The organism is Qipengyuania sp., assembly GCF_043423005.1.
Taxonomy (GTDB): domain Bacteria; phylum Pseudomonadota; class Alphaproteobacteria; order Sphingomonadales; family Sphingomonadaceae; genus Qipengyuania.
Genome location: NZ_JBHWMI010000002.1, coordinates 1 through 15531, shown reverse-complemented (window position 1 = coordinate 15531; position 15531 = coordinate 1). Strand labels below are relative to the sequence as shown.

At 67.4% G+C, this 15531-nt stretch carries 18 protein-coding genes, 1 tRNA gene and 1 pseudogene; 9 read left to right on the top strand and 11 right to left on the bottom strand.

Features of this window, described 5'->3' with window-relative positions; translation table 11 throughout:
• Positions 1 to 192, top strand: a pseudogene (locus tag ACHFFA_RS00165) (DNA polymerase III subunit delta); the annotation flags it as partial.
• Here ACHFFA_RS00165 and ACHFFA_RS00160 read toward each other — a convergent pair.
• The 4 genes from ACHFFA_RS00160 to ACHFFA_RS00145 are packed head-to-tail and all read right to left on the bottom strand — an operon-like array spanning position 189 to position 3220.
• Positions 189 to 1349: a nucleotidyltransferase family protein gene (locus tag ACHFFA_RS00160; protein WP_394268816.1), complete on the bottom strand. Its 1161-nt coding sequence runs from the start codon at positions 1347 to 1349 to the stop codon at positions 189 to 191. The pseudogene ACHFFA_RS00165 and the gene ACHFFA_RS00160 overlap by 4 nt on opposite strands.
• A 3-nt stretch (positions 1350 to 1352) precedes the next feature.
• Positions 1353 to 1910: an LptA/OstA family protein gene (locus ACHFFA_RS00155; protein WP_394268815.1), complete on the bottom strand. Its 558-nt coding sequence runs from the start codon at positions 1908 to 1910 to the stop codon at positions 1353 to 1355.
• Positions 1910 to 2578, bottom strand: coding sequence for an LPS export ABC transporter periplasmic protein LptC (lptC, locus tag ACHFFA_RS00150; protein WP_394268814.1), 669 nt, complete (start codon positions 2576 to 2578; stop codon positions 1910 to 1912). The genes ACHFFA_RS00155 and lptC overlap by 1 nt, the downstream gene beginning before the upstream one ends.
• A gap of 24 nt (positions 2579 to 2602) precedes the next feature.
• A complete protein-coding gene (locus tag ACHFFA_RS00145; protein ID WP_394268813.1) occupies positions 2603 to 3220 on the bottom strand; it encodes a ribonuclease D in 618 nt (205 codons plus the stop codon).
• Positions 3221 to 3300: 80 nt separating this feature from the next.
• Between ACHFFA_RS00145 and ACHFFA_RS00140 the strand changes: the two genes are divergently transcribed.
• Positions 3301 to 3981 carry a uracil-DNA glycosylase gene (locus ACHFFA_RS00140; protein WP_394268812.1) on the top strand — a complete coding sequence of 227 codons (681 nt, stop codon included), beginning with the start codon at positions 3301 to 3303 and terminating at the stop codon, positions 3979 to 3981.
• Here ACHFFA_RS00140 and ACHFFA_RS00135 read toward each other — a convergent pair.
• Positions 3978 to 4685, bottom strand: a complete 708-nt coding sequence (locus tag ACHFFA_RS00135; RefSeq protein ID WP_394268811.1) for a hypothetical protein — start codon at positions 4683 to 4685, stop codon at positions 3978 to 3980. The two genes, ACHFFA_RS00140 and ACHFFA_RS00135, sit on opposite strands and share 4 nt — an antisense overlap.
• A gap of 166 nt (positions 4686 to 4851) precedes the next feature.
• Between ACHFFA_RS00135 and ACHFFA_RS00130 the strand changes: the two genes are divergently transcribed.
• The 4 genes from ACHFFA_RS00130 to ACHFFA_RS00115 are packed head-to-tail and all read left to right on the top strand — an operon-like array spanning position 4852 to position 8138.
• On the top strand, positions 4852 to 5301 hold the full coding sequence (locus ACHFFA_RS00130; protein ID WP_394268810.1) for a MaoC family dehydratase: 450 nt from the start codon (positions 4852 to 4854) through the stop codon (positions 5299 to 5301).
• A gap of 39 nt (positions 5302 to 5340) precedes the next feature.
• Complete coding sequence (locus tag ACHFFA_RS00125; RefSeq protein ID WP_394268809.1) at positions 5341 to 6522, top strand: acetyl-CoA C-acyltransferase; 1182 nt, start codon at positions 5341 to 5343, stop codon at positions 6520 to 6522.
• A gap of 11 nt (positions 6523 to 6533) precedes the next feature.
• Positions 6534 to 7487 (top strand): DUF5996 family protein, encoded by a 954-nt coding sequence (locus tag ACHFFA_RS00120; protein ID WP_394268808.1) that lies wholly within the window; start codon positions 6534 to 6536, stop codon positions 7485 to 7487.
• A gap of 39 nt (positions 7488 to 7526) precedes the next feature.
• Positions 7527 to 8138: a DUF4126 domain-containing protein gene (locus ACHFFA_RS00115; RefSeq protein WP_394268807.1), complete on the top strand. Its 612-nt coding sequence runs from the start codon at positions 7527 to 7529 to the stop codon at positions 8136 to 8138.
• On the opposite strand, the gene metW is transcribed toward ACHFFA_RS00115, so the two are convergent.
• Both metW and ACHFFA_RS00105 read right to left on the bottom strand, forming a co-directional pair.
• Positions 8065 to 8715: a methionine biosynthesis protein MetW gene (gene metW, locus ACHFFA_RS00110; protein ID WP_394268806.1), complete on the bottom strand. Its 651-nt coding sequence runs from the start codon at positions 8713 to 8715 to the stop codon at positions 8065 to 8067. The two genes, ACHFFA_RS00115 and metW, sit on opposite strands and share 74 nt — an antisense overlap.
• On the bottom strand, positions 8712 to 9857 hold the full coding sequence (locus ACHFFA_RS00105) for a homoserine O-acetyltransferase (RefSeq protein ID WP_394268805.1): 1146 nt from the start codon (positions 9855 to 9857) through the stop codon (positions 8712 to 8714). Before ACHFFA_RS00105 ends, metW begins: the two co-directional genes overlap by 4 nt.
• A gap of 57 nt (positions 9858 to 9914) precedes the next feature.
• On the opposite strand from ACHFFA_RS00105, the gene ACHFFA_RS00100 reads away from it, so the two are divergent.
• Complete coding sequence (locus tag ACHFFA_RS00100; protein WP_394268804.1) at positions 9915 to 11024, top strand: pyridoxal phosphate-dependent aminotransferase; 1110 nt, start codon at positions 9915 to 9917, stop codon at positions 11022 to 11024.
• Here ACHFFA_RS00100 and ACHFFA_RS00095 read toward each other — a convergent pair.
• From ACHFFA_RS00095 to ftsE, 4 genes are all read right to left on the bottom strand, one after another.
• Positions 11021 to 11713, bottom strand: a complete 693-nt coding sequence (locus tag ACHFFA_RS00095) for a lysophospholipid acyltransferase family protein (protein ID WP_394268803.1) — start codon at positions 11711 to 11713, stop codon at positions 11021 to 11023. The genes ACHFFA_RS00100 and ACHFFA_RS00095 overlap by 4 nt on opposite strands.
• A complete protein-coding gene (locus ACHFFA_RS00090) occupies positions 11710 to 12249 on the bottom strand; it encodes a YdcF family protein (RefSeq protein ID WP_394268802.1) in 540 nt (179 codons plus the stop codon). The genes ACHFFA_RS00095 and ACHFFA_RS00090 overlap by 4 nt, the downstream gene beginning before the upstream one ends.
• Positions 12246 to 13061, bottom strand: a complete 816-nt coding sequence (locus tag ACHFFA_RS00085) for a cell division protein FtsX (RefSeq protein ID WP_394268801.1) — start codon at positions 13059 to 13061, stop codon at positions 12246 to 12248. Before ACHFFA_RS00085 ends, ACHFFA_RS00090 begins: the two co-directional genes overlap by 4 nt.
• A gap of 104 nt (positions 13062 to 13165) precedes the next feature.
• On the bottom strand, positions 13166 to 13888 hold the full coding sequence (gene ftsE, locus ACHFFA_RS00080) for a cell division ATP-binding protein FtsE (protein ID WP_394268800.1): 723 nt from the start codon (positions 13886 to 13888) through the stop codon (positions 13166 to 13168).
• Between the two features lie 134 nt (positions 13889 to 14022).
• Between ftsE and ACHFFA_RS00075 the strand changes: the two genes are divergently transcribed.
• Both ACHFFA_RS00075 and ACHFFA_RS00070 read left to right on the top strand, forming a co-directional pair.
• Complete coding sequence (locus tag ACHFFA_RS00075) at positions 14023 to 14925, top strand: MJ0042-type zinc finger domain-containing protein (RefSeq protein WP_394268799.1); 903 nt, start codon at positions 14023 to 14025, stop codon at positions 14923 to 14925.
• Positions 14926 to 15013: 88 nt separating this feature from the next.
• Positions 15014 to 15100, top strand: a tRNA-Leu gene (locus ACHFFA_RS00070).
• The last annotated feature ends 431 nt before the right edge of the window (positions 15101 to 15531 follow it).

Below are 15531 nucleotides of genomic sequence, written 5' to 3'. Positions count from 1 at the left end.
GGCATCTTCTGGAAGGAAGAACGCGATATCGGCGATCAGGTTCAGCGCTGGCGGGGCGATCGGCTCGACCGGCTGACACTGGGTCTCACGCGTCTTCATCGCGAGATGATGACCCACAGCCGAATGGCCGAAACCTTGCTGGCACAGGGGCTGACCAATTTGGCGCGGCTGGCCGGGGCCGGGCGGCGCTAGGCGTCCAGCCAACGCGCGATGGCCGCGGCGCTCAGTCCGTCCCGGCGTAACGGCCTGCTGGCAAGGCTCCGCAGCAAGGCGGTGCTGCGTGAGACGAGCCGGGGCATGCCGCCGCGGTGAACGCCCTGCGCTTCGTCGAGCGGGTGCCGCGCCAGCCGCCGGTGCAGCCGCAGCGGGGTCGCGGCGATCCCGGCCAGCAGATTGACCTCCTTGCGCGCGGCGGGATCCTGAAACATCAGCCGCTCGGCCAGCGCGATCTGCGCCGGCGCCGGGGAGAGGGGGCAGCCCGCCGCGACAAGCAGACCGGGCCGGCGCCATCGCTCGGTCAGCGCCAGGACAAGCGCCGCGCCGCGCAGGTAACCCTGCGTTGCAGCCCGTCCCCAGAATGCCGGCCAGTCGATCCCCCCGGCGCTGACCAGATAATCGATATCGGCGAGAAGCACGGGGCCGATGTTGAACAGGTGCGCATGGGCTCCGTGGACGACAAGGTGCGCCAGCATGTCCGTCGGCGCGGGCACCCGGGCGCCGGCGCGGCGATCCACCGCCGCCCCCGCCATCAGCGCTACGCTTTCGCCCGCCGGCATCCGCCCGCCGGGCAGGGCCGGGCTGCGCCAGACGTGGGCATGAAGTTCAAGGCATATGCCATCTGGCGACATTAGCGGGGGAAGATGCGTTTCTCCCGTCGCCATCAGGACGAGCATGTCCTCGCCCGGGTCGGGCCCCGCCCACCCTGCCGCGCGCAGCAGGCGGTACGCGCGCGGAGCATCGGCAGGAGCGACCAGCAGGTCGAGATCGCGCATGACCCGGTCGGCGGGATTGGGCCAGACCGTCCACGCGAGGGCGGCCCCTTTCAATGAGACTGAGCGGATGCCGGCCTCCCCGAGGATGGCAAGAGCCAGCGTAAGCGCGCGGCGCTGCGCCAGAATGGCGATGGCATTGGCGCGGTGGGCTGCGCGCCATTCGTCGGCCACGAACAGGGGTGCCCGGATTTCAGGCCGCCGGGCCAGTGCCGCATGTCCCTGGGGGCCGAGCCGCTGCTGCCGGGCAAGTTCGGCGGCGACCGGCCAGGTCGGATCGTCAGCGCCAACCTCGAGTGCGCGATGGCCGAGCAGCGCAAGAAGCAGTCGTGCCCCCCGCTCGCGCTCGCCCGGCGTCATGCGTCAATCGCTGTCCGGGACCGAGAAAGTGCCGGTGACCCGCCCGCCCTGAGAGCTGCTGGTCGTACCCGTCACCCCGGACGAGCCCCCCGCCTGCCCGTCGATGCTGGAGACGCCGGTGCCGAGGTCGATCACCAGACGCCCGCCGTTCAGCGTATCGCCGCCGCGGTTGAGCCGGACGTTGCCGGCCATGGTGATGATCCGGCGGTTGAAATCATAGACCGCGGTATCGCCCCGGGCCCGCTCGTTGCCGCGTTGCACGTCGACACCGCCCGTCGCGAGGATGCGCTGGATCCTGAGGCTGCCGGCATCGGTGTAGTTCACTGTGGTGCGCGCCGCATTCAGCGACAGGCCGGCCTGGGTGATCTGGACGTTGCCCGAAAGGATCACCCGGTTCTGCCGGTCCTGCAATTCGATGCGGTCCGCGGCATAGGATACCGGGGCATTGGAATTGTGCCCGCCGATGCCCTGCGCGTTGAGGAGGATGCCGGTCATCGCCGCCAGAGTGACGGCAAAGCCGCCGATCGCCGATCGCGCCATGACGCCGGGCTGAAATTTCATCATGGAATCCTCATTCTGCCGGGCACCATGCGCAGCCGCGCATCGCCCGAAAGCGTAACGGTTCGGGCGGCGAGATCGGCTTCGATCCGATCGGCCCGGAAGGTACCGGCCGGCACCGCCCCCTCGACCCCGCCTGCGCCGACCAGCTGGCGTTCCCGTAGATCGAGCGAAACGCCGCTCGCGGTCATGCGATAGCCATCGGCGGCGGTGAAGCGAATCGGCCCGTCGAGCGCGACCATCGATTCAGCGATATTGTATTCGCCATCCGGCGCAGCCACCCGCGCCGGACCATCGGGCAGGAGGATGCGGGCGACCAGTTCATTCATGCGCACGATGCCTTCGGCGCTCGATCTCTGCACGGCCTCGCCTGCGGTCAGGGAAAAGGGGCGCCCGGCATCGTCCTGGCCGCGGTATAGCGCATTATCGACCCGCAGTCGTTCCTGAATGACGGCGACCTTGTTGCGATCGAGCAGGAAGCTGATCTCGCCCCGCGGGCTCAGCGGGGTGATGAGCATCAGTGCGGCAAGCACCCCGACGGCCATCGGCAACACCCGCGAAAGAACCGCGACCAGCCGGTCATGCCGCCCGCCGGGCGCGGCGAAATGCTGTCGGCGCGAGCGAAGCTGCTGCGCCTCCTGCGTCTCGATCCGGGCTCGTGCGCTTGCCATTGGCTGTGTCTGTCCCTGCCCCGGTTACGCGTGGCTGAAGATGTCGTTTTCGGCCCAGCCGGCGATGTCGAGCCGGGCGCGGGTGGGCAGAAAGTCAAAGCAGGCCTGCGCCATAGCGGTGCGGCCTTCGCGTTCGAGGCGGCGGTCGAGTTCCTCGCGCAGACGATGCAGGAAGCGCACGTCGCTTGCCGCATAGTCGCGCTGGGCCTCGGTGATCTGCGGCCCGCCCCAGTCGGAGCTTTGCTGGACCTTGGAAATGCTTTGGCCGAGCAGTTCCTCGACCAGATTCTTCAGCCCATGCCGATCGGTATAGGTGCGCACCAGCTTGCTGGCGATCTTGGTGCAATAGCAAGGCGTGGCCACCACACCGAGATAGTATTCGAGGGCGGCAAGATCAAAGCGGGCGAAATGAAACAGCTTGAGCCGCGCAGGATCGGCCACCACCGCCCGCAAATTGGGCGCCGCATAGTCACTGCCGGGGGCAAAGCGAACAAGATGCTCGTCCCCGCCGCCATCGCTGATCTGGACCAGGCACAGCCGGTCGCGCGGCGTGACGAGGCCCATGGTCTCGGTATCGATCGCGACCGGACCCGGCGCCAGCACGTCGGCGGGAAGATCTTCTTCGTGGAAATGGACTGCCATGGGAGCGGACCTTAGGCGGATTGGGGATAGTAGGAAAGGGCGCTCTGGCAGCCGCGCGAGCAGGCGGGCACAACGGGTCGATGATGGCCACCCTTCCGCCCAGCTGGCGTCCCGCGCTCGGCCCGGTGATGGCGCGCGAGGAGGTTCGCCGGCTTGCTGTCTGGCTGGCCGGCGAGGCGGCGGCGGGCAAGGCGATCTACCCTTCGCCCGACCGCTGGGTTAAAGCCCTGGAGCTGACCCCGCTCGAAGACGTTCGGGTCGTGATCCTGGGGCAGGATCCCTATCACGGGCCGGGGCAGGCAATGGGGCTGAGCTTTTCGGTGCCCGCCGGCCTGCCCCTGCCGCCGAGCCTGCGGAACATCCATGCAGAGCTGGCCAGCGATCTCGGCGTAATTCGGGGCGACAATGGCGATCTGTCGGCCTGGGCGCGGCAGGGCGTGCTGTTGCTCAATACCTCGCTCACGGTCGAGGCAGGGCGCGCTGCAAGCCATGCCGGCAAGGGATGGGAACTCGTCAGCAACGCCTGCCTCGCGGCGGTCGCCGCACAAACCCGGCCAAGCGTGTTCATCCTGTGGGGCAATCACGCGCAAGGCATAGGGCGCAAAACCCCGTTGCTCCACGGGGGGCGTCACCTCGTCATCGAAACCGCGCACCCCAGCCCGCTATCCGCCCGCCGGGGTTTCTTCGGCTCGCGCCCGTTCAGCCGGGCAAACGAGTTCCTGCGCCGCGAGGAGCGCGGGGCGATCGACTGGTCGCGCTAGCCGCTGGCGGTCGAGGTCGCCTCCTCGAGCCGCGCCAGGGCCGATGCCACCGCCTGCCGCGCTGCGTCGTCAAGTAGCGGAGGCTCCTGATCGTTGGCGGGAACGGGCGCGGCCGGATTGGCCCTGGCGGCAGACGAAGTGTCCAGCCGGGCGAGCGCCCTCGTCAATTGCTCAGTCAGGTCCTGCAATGTCGGTGTCGCTTCGGGAGCAGGCATCTCGTCTGGCCTCGCTGTCGCCGGTTCGTCAGCAGGCTGGTTCCGTTCGGCAGGTGTCGGGAGCATCTCGCCAGTCTGCTTGAGCCATGCGCCGCGCAGCCCGCCGACGAGGCCCCCGCCGGGCGAATCGAATACGGCGTCATCGCCCGGTACTGCGACTGGTTCGTCCTCCGGCCCCGCCGCCCCCTCGTCGGCCTCAGGAACTTCGAAGTCGGGGCTGGATGCGGTCGCGCGGGGGCTTCCGGCATGCCGGGCGAAGAGCGCGGCACCGACATAACCGACTCCAAAGCCAAAGACGGCAGCAAGCCCGATCAGCAGCATGGCACCGATGGACCCCCCGCCCGTGCCGAACCCCAGCGCGCGGGCCAGCGCGGCTGTCGAAGCTGCCGGCTGCACCGCCACCGCCGCGCCGAACAGCATGGCGAACCAGCATCCCGCAGCCACGCGAAACCACGACGCGCGCGCGGCCTGCTTCATCGTCGTCAGCACGGCAGCAGCCCGGAACCTGCATGACCAACGTGATTCGCGCCGCCCATCGGCCCCTTCGGGAAGCGCGATTGCGGCGGTGCCGTAAGGGCGCGGGCGGCGGTATTGCGCGCGTCCCGGGGTTGCTTCATGACGGCCTCCTACCGCATTCATACCAGAGGAGAGGCGCATGACGCCCCAGGACATCGCAAGCAAGACAGGCGAGACGATCGGCACCAGCGAATGGGTCGAGATGAGCCAGGAACGCATCAACCAGTTCGCCGATGCGACCGGGGACCACCAGTTCATTCACGTGAACGAGGATGCGGCGAAGATGACCCCTTTCGGCGGCACCATCGCCCACGGCTTCCTGACCCTTTCGATGATCCCCTATCTGACCGCGAACAGCGACGTGCCGCGGCTCGAGGGGATCAAGATGGCGGTCAACTACGGCGGCAACAAGACCCGTTTCATCAGCCCGGTTCGTTCGGGCAAGCGGATCCGCGGCCACTGGAAACTGCTCGACATGAGCGAGAAGCGCCCCGGTCAGTGGCAGCAGACGGTGGAGATCACCATCGAGATCGAGGGCGAGGACAAGCCCGCCCTGATCTGCGAATGGATGACGATGTTCTTCGTCTGACGCCGCCAAACTTCCCGAATAGCCGCAAGGAATATTTCAATGACCCGTGACGCAGTCATCGTTTCAACCGCCCGGACCGCCATCGGCCGGGCCTACAAGGGCGGCTTCAACGACACGCCCGGGGCGACGCTCGGCTCCTATTCGCTGAAGCCCGCGATCGAGCGTGCCGGCATCGAACCGGGCGAGATCGACGATGTGCTGTGGGGCTCCGCACTGCAGCAGGGCACGCAGGCGGGCAACCTCGCGCGCCAGGTGGCCCTGCGCGCCGGCTGCCCGGTAAGCGTTTCGGGCATGACGCTCGACCGGCAGTGCTCTTCGGGTTTGATGAGCATCGCCACCGCCGCCAAGCAGATCATCACCGACCGGATGGACGCGGTTGCCGCCGGCGGGCAGGAATCGATCAGCCTCGTCCAGACCAAGGACATGCGCGTCCAGCCCGATCCGCAGCTTCTCGCGATGCACGGCGCGATCTACATGCCCATGCTGCAAACCGCGGAAACGGTGGCGCAGCGTTACGGCATCAGCCGCGAGGCGCAGGACGAATACGCCCTGCAAAGCCAGCAGCGCACTGCCGAGGCGCAGCAGCAGGGGCGCTTCGACGCGGAAATCGTGCCCGTCACCACCACCCACAAGGTGCAGGACAAGGCGACCGGCGCGGTGTCCGATGTCGAGGTGACGATCCACAAGGACGAAGGCAACCGTCCGCAGACGACGCTTGAAGGGCTTGCCGCGCTGCAACCGGTGATGGGTCCGGGCACGTCGATCACCGCCGGCAATGCCTCGCAGCTTTCGGACGGGTCGTCGGCCAGCGTGCTGATGGAAGCCAAGGTCGCCGAACGTCGCGGGCTCCAGCCGCTCGGTCGTTATGTCGGCATGGCGGTTGCGGGCACCGAGCCCGACGAGATGGGTATCGGCCCGGTCTATGCGATCCCCAAGCTGCTCGAGCGGTTCGACCTCAAGATCGATGATATCGGCATCTGGGAACTGAACGAGGCCTTCGCGGTGCAGGTGCTCTATTGCCGCGACAAGCTGGGCATTCCCAATGACCGGCTCAATGTCAGCGGCGGCTCGATCTCGATCGGACACCCCTATGGCATGACCGGGGCGCGTTGCACCGGCCATGTGCTGATCGAAGGCAAGCGGCGCGGCGCGAAATACGGCGTCGTCACCATGTGCGTCGGCGGCGGAATGGGCGCGGCGGGCCTGTTCGAAATTTTCTGAGGAGCATGGCGATGACTGACCGGTGGCCGGCGTTGGACTACGCGGCCGACCGGCCGGTCATCGACAGCTTGCACGCGTATCTTCAGCTGATCGGCAAGCTGCCGACGCGCACCCTGCCGTGGGTGAACCATGGCTGGCACGTTGCCTTGCGCGTCGTGCCGCACGGCTTTCGCACCTATACTCTGCCAACGCCGACCGGCGAGATCGAGGTGTTGCTCGACTGCCGGACGGGCCATGTGCAAATCGACGGTTCCGGCGGCGAGACGGCCAGATTCCCGCTGTCCGGACTGACCGTTGCCGACCTTCTGGAGATGCTGACCGACAGCCTGACGACGCTGGGGGCTCAGATCCGCCTTTCCGGCGCGCCCAACGAGGTGGATGACGCGGTGCCCTTTGCCGAGGACCATCGTCCCCGACCGTGGGATGGAGGCACGGTGCAGCGCTGTCACCGCGCCTTTGCCGATGCCGCCCGGGTGCTGGAGCGGTTTCGTACCGGCTTCGTCGGCAAGTCGAGTCCAGTGCACCTGTTCTGGGGCAGCTTCGACCTTGCCGTGACGCGCTTTTCCGGTCGTTCGGCGCCGCTGCATCGGGGCGGCGTGCCGAACCTGCCAGACCGCGTGACCCGCGAGGCCTACAGCCACGAAGTCGCCAGCGCCGGGTTCTGGCTCGGCGGCGGCGGGGTCGAGGAAGCGGCTTTCTACGCCTATGGCTATCCCGTTCCCGATCGGCTGGCCGAGTGCGACCCGGGCCATCCTGCGGCCTATTGGCACGATACGCTCGGCGAATTTGTCCTGCCCTATGCCGCGGTGCGGGCGGCAGACGAACCCGAAGCGGCGCTGCTCGACTTTCTGGAGGCGACCTATATCGCGGTTGCGGACGCGGGCGACTGGGACCGGGCGGCGCTCGAGATACCCCGCGGACGGGTCGGCAGGCCTTACGACGTGGCGGGACGGCGGATCGATTGAACTTGCGAAGGCGCTCCGCCGGGCGCATCCATGTCGCCGATGGGCATCATGGAAATTATCGGTATCGCCGGCAGTGTCAGCCTGCTGGCGGGATGGCGGCTCTATCTGAGCATCTTTGCCACCGGGCTCGCCATGCGGCTTGGTGCCATTCCGCTGCCCGAACATCTCCAGAGCCTCGACGTGCTGGCGAACCCATGGGTGATGGGTATCGCCGGGATCGCCGCCCTGGCCGAGTTCTCTGCCGACAAGGTGATGTGGCTGGATAGCGCATGGGATGCGATCCACACCTTCGTCCGGCCGATCGGGGGTGCACTCCTCGCCCTTGCCATCGTCGATCCGTCCGACCCGGCGACGCAGGTTATCGCCTTCCTGCTCGGCGGCGGGGCGGCGCTGACTGCCCATGCCGGCAAGGCCGGCGCCCGCGGTGTCGTCAACGCAAGTCCCGAGCCGGTAAGCAATATCGCGGTGTCTACGGCTGAGGATGTGGCGAGCGTCGGGTTGCTCTATCTCGCGTATGAATACCCCTATGTCGCGGGCGCGATCGCGCTGGTGCTGCTCGCCCTGATGATCTGGCTCATCATCCTCGCCCGGCGGGTTCTGAAGCGGGTGTTCGCTCCGCGTCGTCCGCCTGATGCGCCGCCGCGCGGCTGAGCAGGAATACCGCGAATTCGGCGCGCAGATTGACCGCGCGATACACCGGCGCCTCGCCCGAAAAGAACCACTGCCGTTCGATCCGCGCGCCTCGTGCCCGGGCAAGGTCGCGAAAATCGGCGATGGTCAGGTGGTGGATGTTGCGCGTCTCGTACCAGCTGACCGGGATCGCGCGGTTGACCGGCATCCGCCCGCCGAACATCAGCCCGGCGCGGGTGCGCCAGTGCGCAAAATTGGGGAAGCTGACGAAAGCCCGCCGCCCCACGCGCAGCAGCTGTTCCAGCATCAGATCGGGCCGGTCGGTGGTCTGCAGGGTCTGGCTGAGGACGGCGTAATCAAAGGCGCGATCGGGATAGTCGGCCAGATCGCGACCGGCATCGCCCTGAATCACCGACAGGCCTTGTGCGACGCATCGTTCAACGCACAGCGGATCGATTTCCAGCCCCCGCGCGTCCACTCCCTTGCCGGTGCGCAGGGCGGCGAGCAGTTCGCCATCGCCGCAGCCGATGTCGATCACCCGGCTGCCCGGTGCGACCGCATCGGCAATCGCGCGCAGATCCGGTCGCAGTTCGATCATCCGATAAAGCCCCGCGCCACCCGGTCGAGCGCCGGCACGTCGAGGAGAAAGCTGTCGTGCCCGAACGGGGCAGACAGTTCGACGAAGCTGACCGCCGCCCCGGCCGCATTGAGCGCATGGACCAGATGGCGGCTTTCGGCGGTGGGATAAAGCCAGTCCGAATCGAAGCTGACGAGGCAGAAGCGGGCCGCGGTGCCGCCGAAGGCTGCGGCAAGGTGCCCGCCATGCTCCTCGGCCAGATCGAAATAATCCATCGCCCGGGTGATGTAGAGATAGCTGTTGGCATCGAAGCGCCGGGTGAAGCCGCTACCCTGATGCCGCAGATAGCTTTCCACCTGGAAATCCGCCTCGAAGGCGAAGCTCTTGGCCCCTTTCGAACCATCTGGCCGATCCTGCAGGTTGCGTCCGAACTTGGCGGTCAGCGCGCTTTCCGAAAGATAGGTGATATGTGCCGCCATGCGGGCCACCGCGAGGCCGGCGGCGGGCGGCTTTCCGGTGTAGTAGTCGCCGCCGTTCCAGTGGGGGTCAGCCATGATCGCCTGCCGTCCCAATTCGTGAAAGGCGATGTTCTGCGCCGAATGCCGGCTGGTCGAGGCGATGACCAGCACCCGTGCCGCGCGCTCGGGCCAGTTGGCAGCGAGGCTGAGCGCCTGCATCCCGCCCATCGACCCGCCGACGACCGCGTGGAGCCGGGCGATGCCGAGCCCCTCGAGCAACCCGACGAGCGCACGCACCATGTCGCGGATGGTGATGACGGGGAAGCGCGCGCCATAGGCCCGTCCATCGGGGGCCAGGCTGGCCGGCCCGGTCGAGCCCATGCAGCTGCCGATGACATTGGCACAGATCACGAAATAGCGGTCGGTGTCGATCGGCCGGCCGGGGCCGACCATCCGCGTCCACCAGCCGGGTTTGCCGGTCACGGGGTGGGGGCTGGCGAGATACTGATCGCCGGTGAGCGCATGGCAGACTAGGATCGCGTTGCTTCGCGTTTCATCCAGCGAACCGTATGTCTCGTACGCCAGCACCGCATCCTCGAGAAGCCCGCCGCCGTCGAGCATGAGCGCATGGGGCAGGGCGAAGGTGCGGTTGACGGGGTTCACGGCGACCCGGCTGTGAACCAAGCGAGGTGGTTCGACAAGCATGGCCGAAGTCGGGGGAGCGGCTTGCCGGCGATGCGATATCGTCTATGGCGCGGCGACATGGCCGACGCACCCCGGATGAAGCCCTGGATCGATGCGATCCATCCTTATGTTCCCGGACGCTCGACCGGGGCCGGGGGCAGGCCGCTGGTCAAGCTGTCGGCCAACGAGAACCCGTTTGGGTGCAGCCCCCTTGCACGGGCCGCGCTGGCGGACGGGAATGCACAAGGCAATCCGGCGCTGTATCCCGATCCCGACGCCCGCGCCTTGCGCGAAGGCATCGCGCGGCTTCACGGGATCGACCTTGCGCGGATCGTGTGCGGGACCGGATCGGGGGAACTGCTGCATTGTGCCGTGCAGGCCTTTGCCGGGCAGGGCGACGAGGTGCTGTTTCCCGAGTTCTCCTTCTCGCTCTATCCGCTGCTGGCGCACAAGGTGGGGGCGACCCCGGTGCTGGCACCGATGGCCGACTACCGGGCCGATGTCGACGCCATGCTGGCCCGCATCACCCCGCGGACCCGGGTGATCCTGCTCGACAATCCGAACAATCCCTGCGGTTCGTATCTCGGAGCCGACGAGATTGCCCGGCTGATCGAACAGGTCCCTGCCGACGTGCTGCTGGTGATCGATCAGGCCTATGGCGAATATCTTGCGCCTGCCGAGGACGATGGCGCACTCGCCGCATGTTCGGGACGAGGCAACCTCCTCGTCATGCGGACCTTTTCAAAGGCCTATGGTCTTGCGGCGGAACGGATCGGCTGGGCGACCGGTGCGCCCCCGCTGATCGATGCGCTGAACCGCCTGCGCGGGGCGTTCAACGTGTCGGCCTCGGGCCAGCGGGCGGCGCTTGCGGCGCTGGCGGATCAAGCCTTCGTCGCCCGCTCGCGCGCCGAGACCGCAGCCGCCCGCACCGCGCTGGTCGATACGCTCGCCGCCCTCGGCAATTACGGTCTGAGAACCGTGCCGAGCGGGGCGAATTTCGTACTCGTACTGTTCGAAGGGTCGCTCGGGGCCGCCGATGCCCACGCGGCGCTCGAGGAGGGCGGCTATGCGGTGCGGCATCTGCCCGGGCAGGGCCTGCCCCATGCGCTGCGCATCACGATCGGGACGCGCGAGCAGATGGGCGAAATCGGACGTATCCTGAGCGATGCGGCGATCCGCGCCGGTTAGCCGCGGACCGGCGGATTGAGCGCATTGATCGCATCCAGCACCCGCGCCTCGACTTCGGCGCGTGACAGGCCGGCAGGGATCTCCTCGCCGAAGCGGTAGGTGATGACCCCGCGCTGCTTGAGCCAGCGGTGATAGACCGGCCCGCTGTCGACCGCCACCGGGATGACCGGCAGGCCGAGCATCTTGTAAAGTCCGGCGAACCCCGCCTGCAACTCCCCCCTGACCCCGTGAGGCACCCGGGTGCCTTCAGGAAAGATCACCAGCGGGCGGCCTTCCGAAACCTTTTCGCGGGCGGCGCGGATCATCGCCTTCAGGGTCTTCGCGCCCTCGCCCCGCGCCACCGGCACCAGTCCGAAGGCGAGCGCGGCGCGGCCCCAGAAGGGAATGTCGAACAGTTCCTTCTTGGCAAAGACCGAGGGACTGTCGAACAGCGTCGGCGCATCGATGGCTTCGAAGAAGCTCTCGTGCTTGAGCGCATAAAGCACCGGGCGTTGCGGCGGCTGATTCTCGATTCGCAGTTCGCAGCCCAGCAGACGCCGCACGGACCAGCGTTGCAGCCTGCTCCACCGTTCGACCCAGCGCTTGAACGCCGCGCGCGAGAAGGGCAGGCAAGCGACCGACGACAGGGTGACGACCACCGAGCCGAGGTAGAAGACCAGGTAGAAAGCGGCGTTGCGAAGATAGATCACTGGCGCAGGCTCGGAAAGCCGCGGGTGATCTCGGATGCCAGCAACTTGTTGTATTCCAGGAACAGGGTGGCAAGGTCGGGGTGCGAGGGAACGGCATCGCGCACCAGCCGGGTACCCGCAGGCATGGCCTCGTCGATCTCGGAAAAGGCCCGCGCCATGTGCCAGTCGGTGGTGACGACCCGGGCCGAAGTGAACCCGTGTTCCTTCATCCATTGCGCGGTTTCGCCGGCATTGCTGCGGGTGTCGACCGCGAGGTAGCCCAGCGTCAGGCAGCACGCCATCCGGGCGCCCGACACGTCGAATTCGGCCGCGAATTCCTCTGGTTTGACCTCGCGGTCGACGCCCGAGACGAACATTTCCCGGGCAAGATCCCGATCGAGCACCTCCAGCCCGCGAGCGATCCGGCCCGGCCCCCCGGTCAGCACGATGACGGCATCGGTCGCGCCCCCGTCCATCGGCCGCGGCAAGGTCAATGCGAAGCCGAGGAAGCCGAGGCAGTAGACCAGCACCAGGGACGCGAAGAAGCGCAGGATCACAGGATTTTTCTCAAGCTCGATAGGACCGTCAGCCGCGCGGTGTAGACCGCAATCCCGACCGCGCAAAGCGGGATGAGCGCCAGCGCCAGCCAGTCGCCCGAGCCAAGGCCGCCGGCGGAGACAAGCCCGGAATCGAGTGCGGCGAATTGCCGGGCCAGCAGCCCGAGGGCGATCCCGCCGAGGATCAGCCCGACGATCCCGCCAAGCGCGGCATCGATCAGAATTGAGCGCTGGAACAGCCGCGCGATCTGTCCGTCGGTCCCGCCCAATAGATGTACGATCTCCAGCGTCGCGCGATTGACGCCCAGCGCGTTGCGCGCCGCCAGCCAGACCGCGGCGGCGGCAGTGAAGCCGAGCAGGATCATCAGACCTACCGCCATCCAGCGCAACGTGGCGATTGCGCCCAGCACCGGGGCCAGCCATTCGGCTTCGGCGTCGATCCGCGCCTCCGGTGCCAGCGCGAGGATGCGCGCCCGCAGCCGGGCGACGGCGCTGTCATCGGCCTCGCGCACGAAGGTGACATCCACCAGCGCCGGCAGCGGGACGACCTCGATCCCCTCGCCCGACCCGAGCCACGGTTCGAGCAGCCCGGCGACCTCGGCTTCGGGCACGACCCGCACCGCCGCGACCTCGGGCTGTTCGCGAAGCAATGCGGCGACCGCGCCGGCCTGGGCGGCCCGGGCGGCGGGGTCCGGATCGAGGACCTGCACGGTCGCCCCGCCGGCAAGCTCCCCCCGCGCGCCCTGTGCGACATTGTCGAGCGCCAGCGCCGCACCCCCGGCGAGCACGGTGAGCGCGACCATGATCGTCATGACCCAGGGCATCGGCCCGCCCAATCGCGTGCGTGGCAGCAGACCGGACGCGCCGGGCCGGGCCGGCACCCGCGAAAGGGCTTGGCGCAATGGGCCGAGTATCGTCACGCACCGCTCTCCGTTCGCGGGGGATAGCGCAAGGCCCCGGTGGGGTCCGACAGCGTGCCGCGATCGAGCCGCATGATCAGGCTGTCGGGCACCTTGCGCAGCAATTGCATGTCGTGGGTCGCGACGAGCACAGTCGTGCCGAGGCGGTTGAGGGCTTCGAACAGGCGGATAAGCTTGGTCGCCATGTCCGGATCGACATTGCCGGTCGGTTCGTCGGCGATCAGGATTTCAGGGCGGTTGATGACGGCGCGGGCGATGCCCACCCGTTGCTGTTCGCCGCCCGACAGGCTGGCCGGACGCGCCGCCGCGCGCTGCGCCAGCCCGACCCACTCCAGCATGTCGTTCACCGGCTCGGCCAGCTCCGCCTCGGGCACGCCAGCCACGCGCAGGGGCAGGGCGACATTATCGAAGGCGGACAGATGCTCGACCAGGCGGAAATCCTGGAACACCACTCCCATCCGGCGGCGAAAGGCCGGCAGGCTGGCGCGGGGCAGGGTGATGACGTCGCTGCCGAACATCTGCACCGCCCCGCGCGACGGGCGCTGGGCGAGATAGAGCAGGCGCAGGAGAGAGGTCTTGCCCGCGCCGCTTGCCCCGGTGAGAAAGTAGAAGCGGCCCGGAAAAAGCGTGAAGGAGATGTTCGACAGCACCTCCTTCTCGGTGCCGTAGCGCAGCCCGACATTGTCGAACCGCACGATGCCGGTTTCGGCGGCGCTCATGCCGCAAAGCCCCCTGCGGCCGTCGTTTGCCCTGATCCCGTCATCGCCTGGGCGCGCCTATAACGGGCCTTCGGTGTGGAAAAAAGCGATTTGGCCGATCGCTGCGCCGATGGCGGCGCTTGTGGTGATTCGCGGTGCCCCCTAAGCCGGTCTTCACCATGATCATCGCCTGCCCCGCCTGCCAGACGCGCTATGTCGTCCCCGACAGCGCGATCGGCATCGAGGGGCGAACGGTACGCTGTGCCAAGTGCAAGCATTCCTGGTTTCAGGATGGCCCCTCGGATCCAATTGCTGCGACAGCCGAGGGCGGGGCGGGCAACGTTCAGCAGGATCGCCCACCGCCTCCCGTAAACGAGACCGGGATTGCCGCAGCGGCGCCGCCGCCCTCCAGCGAGGCGACTGCGCCGGTATCTCACGCCGACGGCGAGCGATCTAGCAAGCTGCCGGCAGAGCCAATGCAGGAGGCACCTGCGTCTGCCCCCGCGCCGGATTTTGACGAGGCGCAGCCGCCGTCCTATGCGCGGACCCCGCGCGCGCCTCTCCCACCCGTCGCCGAGGGCGGGGGTGACGAGATATCGCACTTCGATCATGCGCCGCCCTTTCGTCCGCGCCGTCATTTCGGGCGGATCTGGAACTGGGCGGCGGCGATCTTCGCCATTCTCGCGCTGGCGGCGGTGGCGACGATCCAACTGGCGGGCACGCCCAGCTGGTGGCCGTTCAAGGCTTCGGAATGGGGAAGCGCCCAGCCCGATCTTCAGCTCAGCTTCCCGCCCGATCAGCAAAGCTGGCGCGAACTGTCGAACGACACTTCGCTGTTCAGCGCGCGCATCATCATCAGGAACACCGCGCGCGAACCCCGCGACCTGCCGCCGGTGCTGATCGTGATGCTGGACGAGGCCGAACGGCAGGTCTTCAGCTGGGTCGTCCAGCCGCCCCAGAGCGAACTCGCGCCCGGCGAAAGCGTGACCATCGACGAGGCGCGGACCGACGTGCCGCGCAGTGCCGTCTACGCCGATGTCGGCTGGGCACCACTCTGATCGCCAACAAGGTGCTTGCCGGGGCCTTGCCGCACTGCTAGTGGCGCGCTCCTACCGGCGGGGGCCACAGCTCCCGGAGAGACTGTGTGCGGTCGTGGCGGAACTGGTAGACGCGCAACGTTGAGGTCGTTGTGGGCGAAAGCCCGTGGAAGTTCGAGTCTTCTCGACCGCACCAAACAGTCCTTAAGTGTCTGTTTTTGAAGAGAAATTTTTCCGAGATCAGATGCGGCCGGTTTCGCCTGTAATAGGCGAATTCACCGCGCATTATGCAGAATCTTGGCCGAGATTCCGGAATTGTCATTCCATGATTCAAACTGAGCATGGAATGACAATTGTCGCGGTTTTCTTGTTATTTTCGAGTCTTCTCGAGAGCACCAAACAGTCCTGAGTGATCTGCGAAGATACGAAAGGCCGCGGAACTCGCGCCAAGAATGGCGCAGTTCTGCGGCTTCCTCGCGTTTGGGATTGGTGAACTGCAGTCTGAGACTCAACTCTCCGAAGCAGATCTGGCGCAGATTTCGCCCGCCGTCTCAGGTCCAAGAATTCTGACTGCAGGTGGAGATGATCAGGAGAGGCCGAGCTCGCGTCGCTGATCGGCCCAGGCCA

Excerpts from the sequence above, each read along its gene's own strand:
- ACHFFA_RS00160 (WP_394268816.1), bottom strand. The coding sequence starts at position 1,349 with ATGACGCCGGGCGAGCGCGAGCGGGGGGCACGACTGCTTCTTGCGCTG.
- ACHFFA_RS00155 (WP_394268815.1), bottom strand. The coding sequence starts at position 1,910 with ATGAAATTTCAGCCCGGCGTCATGGCGCGATCGGCGATCGGCGGCTTT.
- lptC (WP_394268814.1), bottom strand. The coding sequence starts at position 2,578 with ATGGCAAGCGCACGAGCCCGGATCGAGACGCAGGAGGCGCAGCAGCTT.
- ACHFFA_RS00145 (WP_394268813.1), bottom strand. The coding sequence starts at position 3,220 with ATGGCAGTCCATTTCCACGAAGAAGATCTTCCCGCCGACGTGCTGGCG.
- ACHFFA_RS00140 (WP_394268812.1), top strand. The coding sequence starts at position 3,301 with ATGATGGCCACCCTTCCGCCCAGCTGGCGTCCCGCGCTCGGCCCGGTG.
- ACHFFA_RS00130 (WP_394268810.1), top strand. The coding sequence starts at position 4,852 with ATGACGCCCCAGGACATCGCAAGCAAGACAGGCGAGACGATCGGCACC.
- ACHFFA_RS00125 (WP_394268809.1), top strand. The coding sequence starts at position 5,341 with ATGACCCGTGACGCAGTCATCGTTTCAACCGCCCGGACCGCCATCGGC.
- ACHFFA_RS00120 (WP_394268808.1), top strand. The coding sequence starts at position 6,534 with ATGACTGACCGGTGGCCGGCGTTGGACTACGCGGCCGACCGGCCGGTC.
- ACHFFA_RS00115 (WP_394268807.1), top strand. The coding sequence starts at position 7,527 with ATGGGCATCATGGAAATTATCGGTATCGCCGGCAGTGTCAGCCTGCTG.
- metW (WP_394268806.1), bottom strand. The coding sequence starts at position 8,715 with ATGATCGAACTGCGACCGGATCTGCGCGCGATTGCCGATGCGGTCGCA.
- ACHFFA_RS00105 (WP_394268805.1), bottom strand. The coding sequence starts at position 9,857 with ATGCTTGTCGAACCACCTCGCTTGGTTCACAGCCGGGTCGCCGTGAAC.
- ACHFFA_RS00100 (WP_394268804.1), top strand. The coding sequence starts at position 9,915 with ATGGCCGACGCACCCCGGATGAAGCCCTGGATCGATGCGATCCATCCT.
- ACHFFA_RS00085 (WP_394268801.1), bottom strand. The coding sequence starts at position 13,061 with ATGACGATCATGGTCGCGCTCACCGTGCTCGCCGGGGGTGCGGCGCTG.
- ftsE (WP_394268800.1), bottom strand. The coding sequence starts at position 13,888 with ATGAGCGCCGCCGAAACCGGCATCGTGCGGTTCGACAATGTCGGGCTG.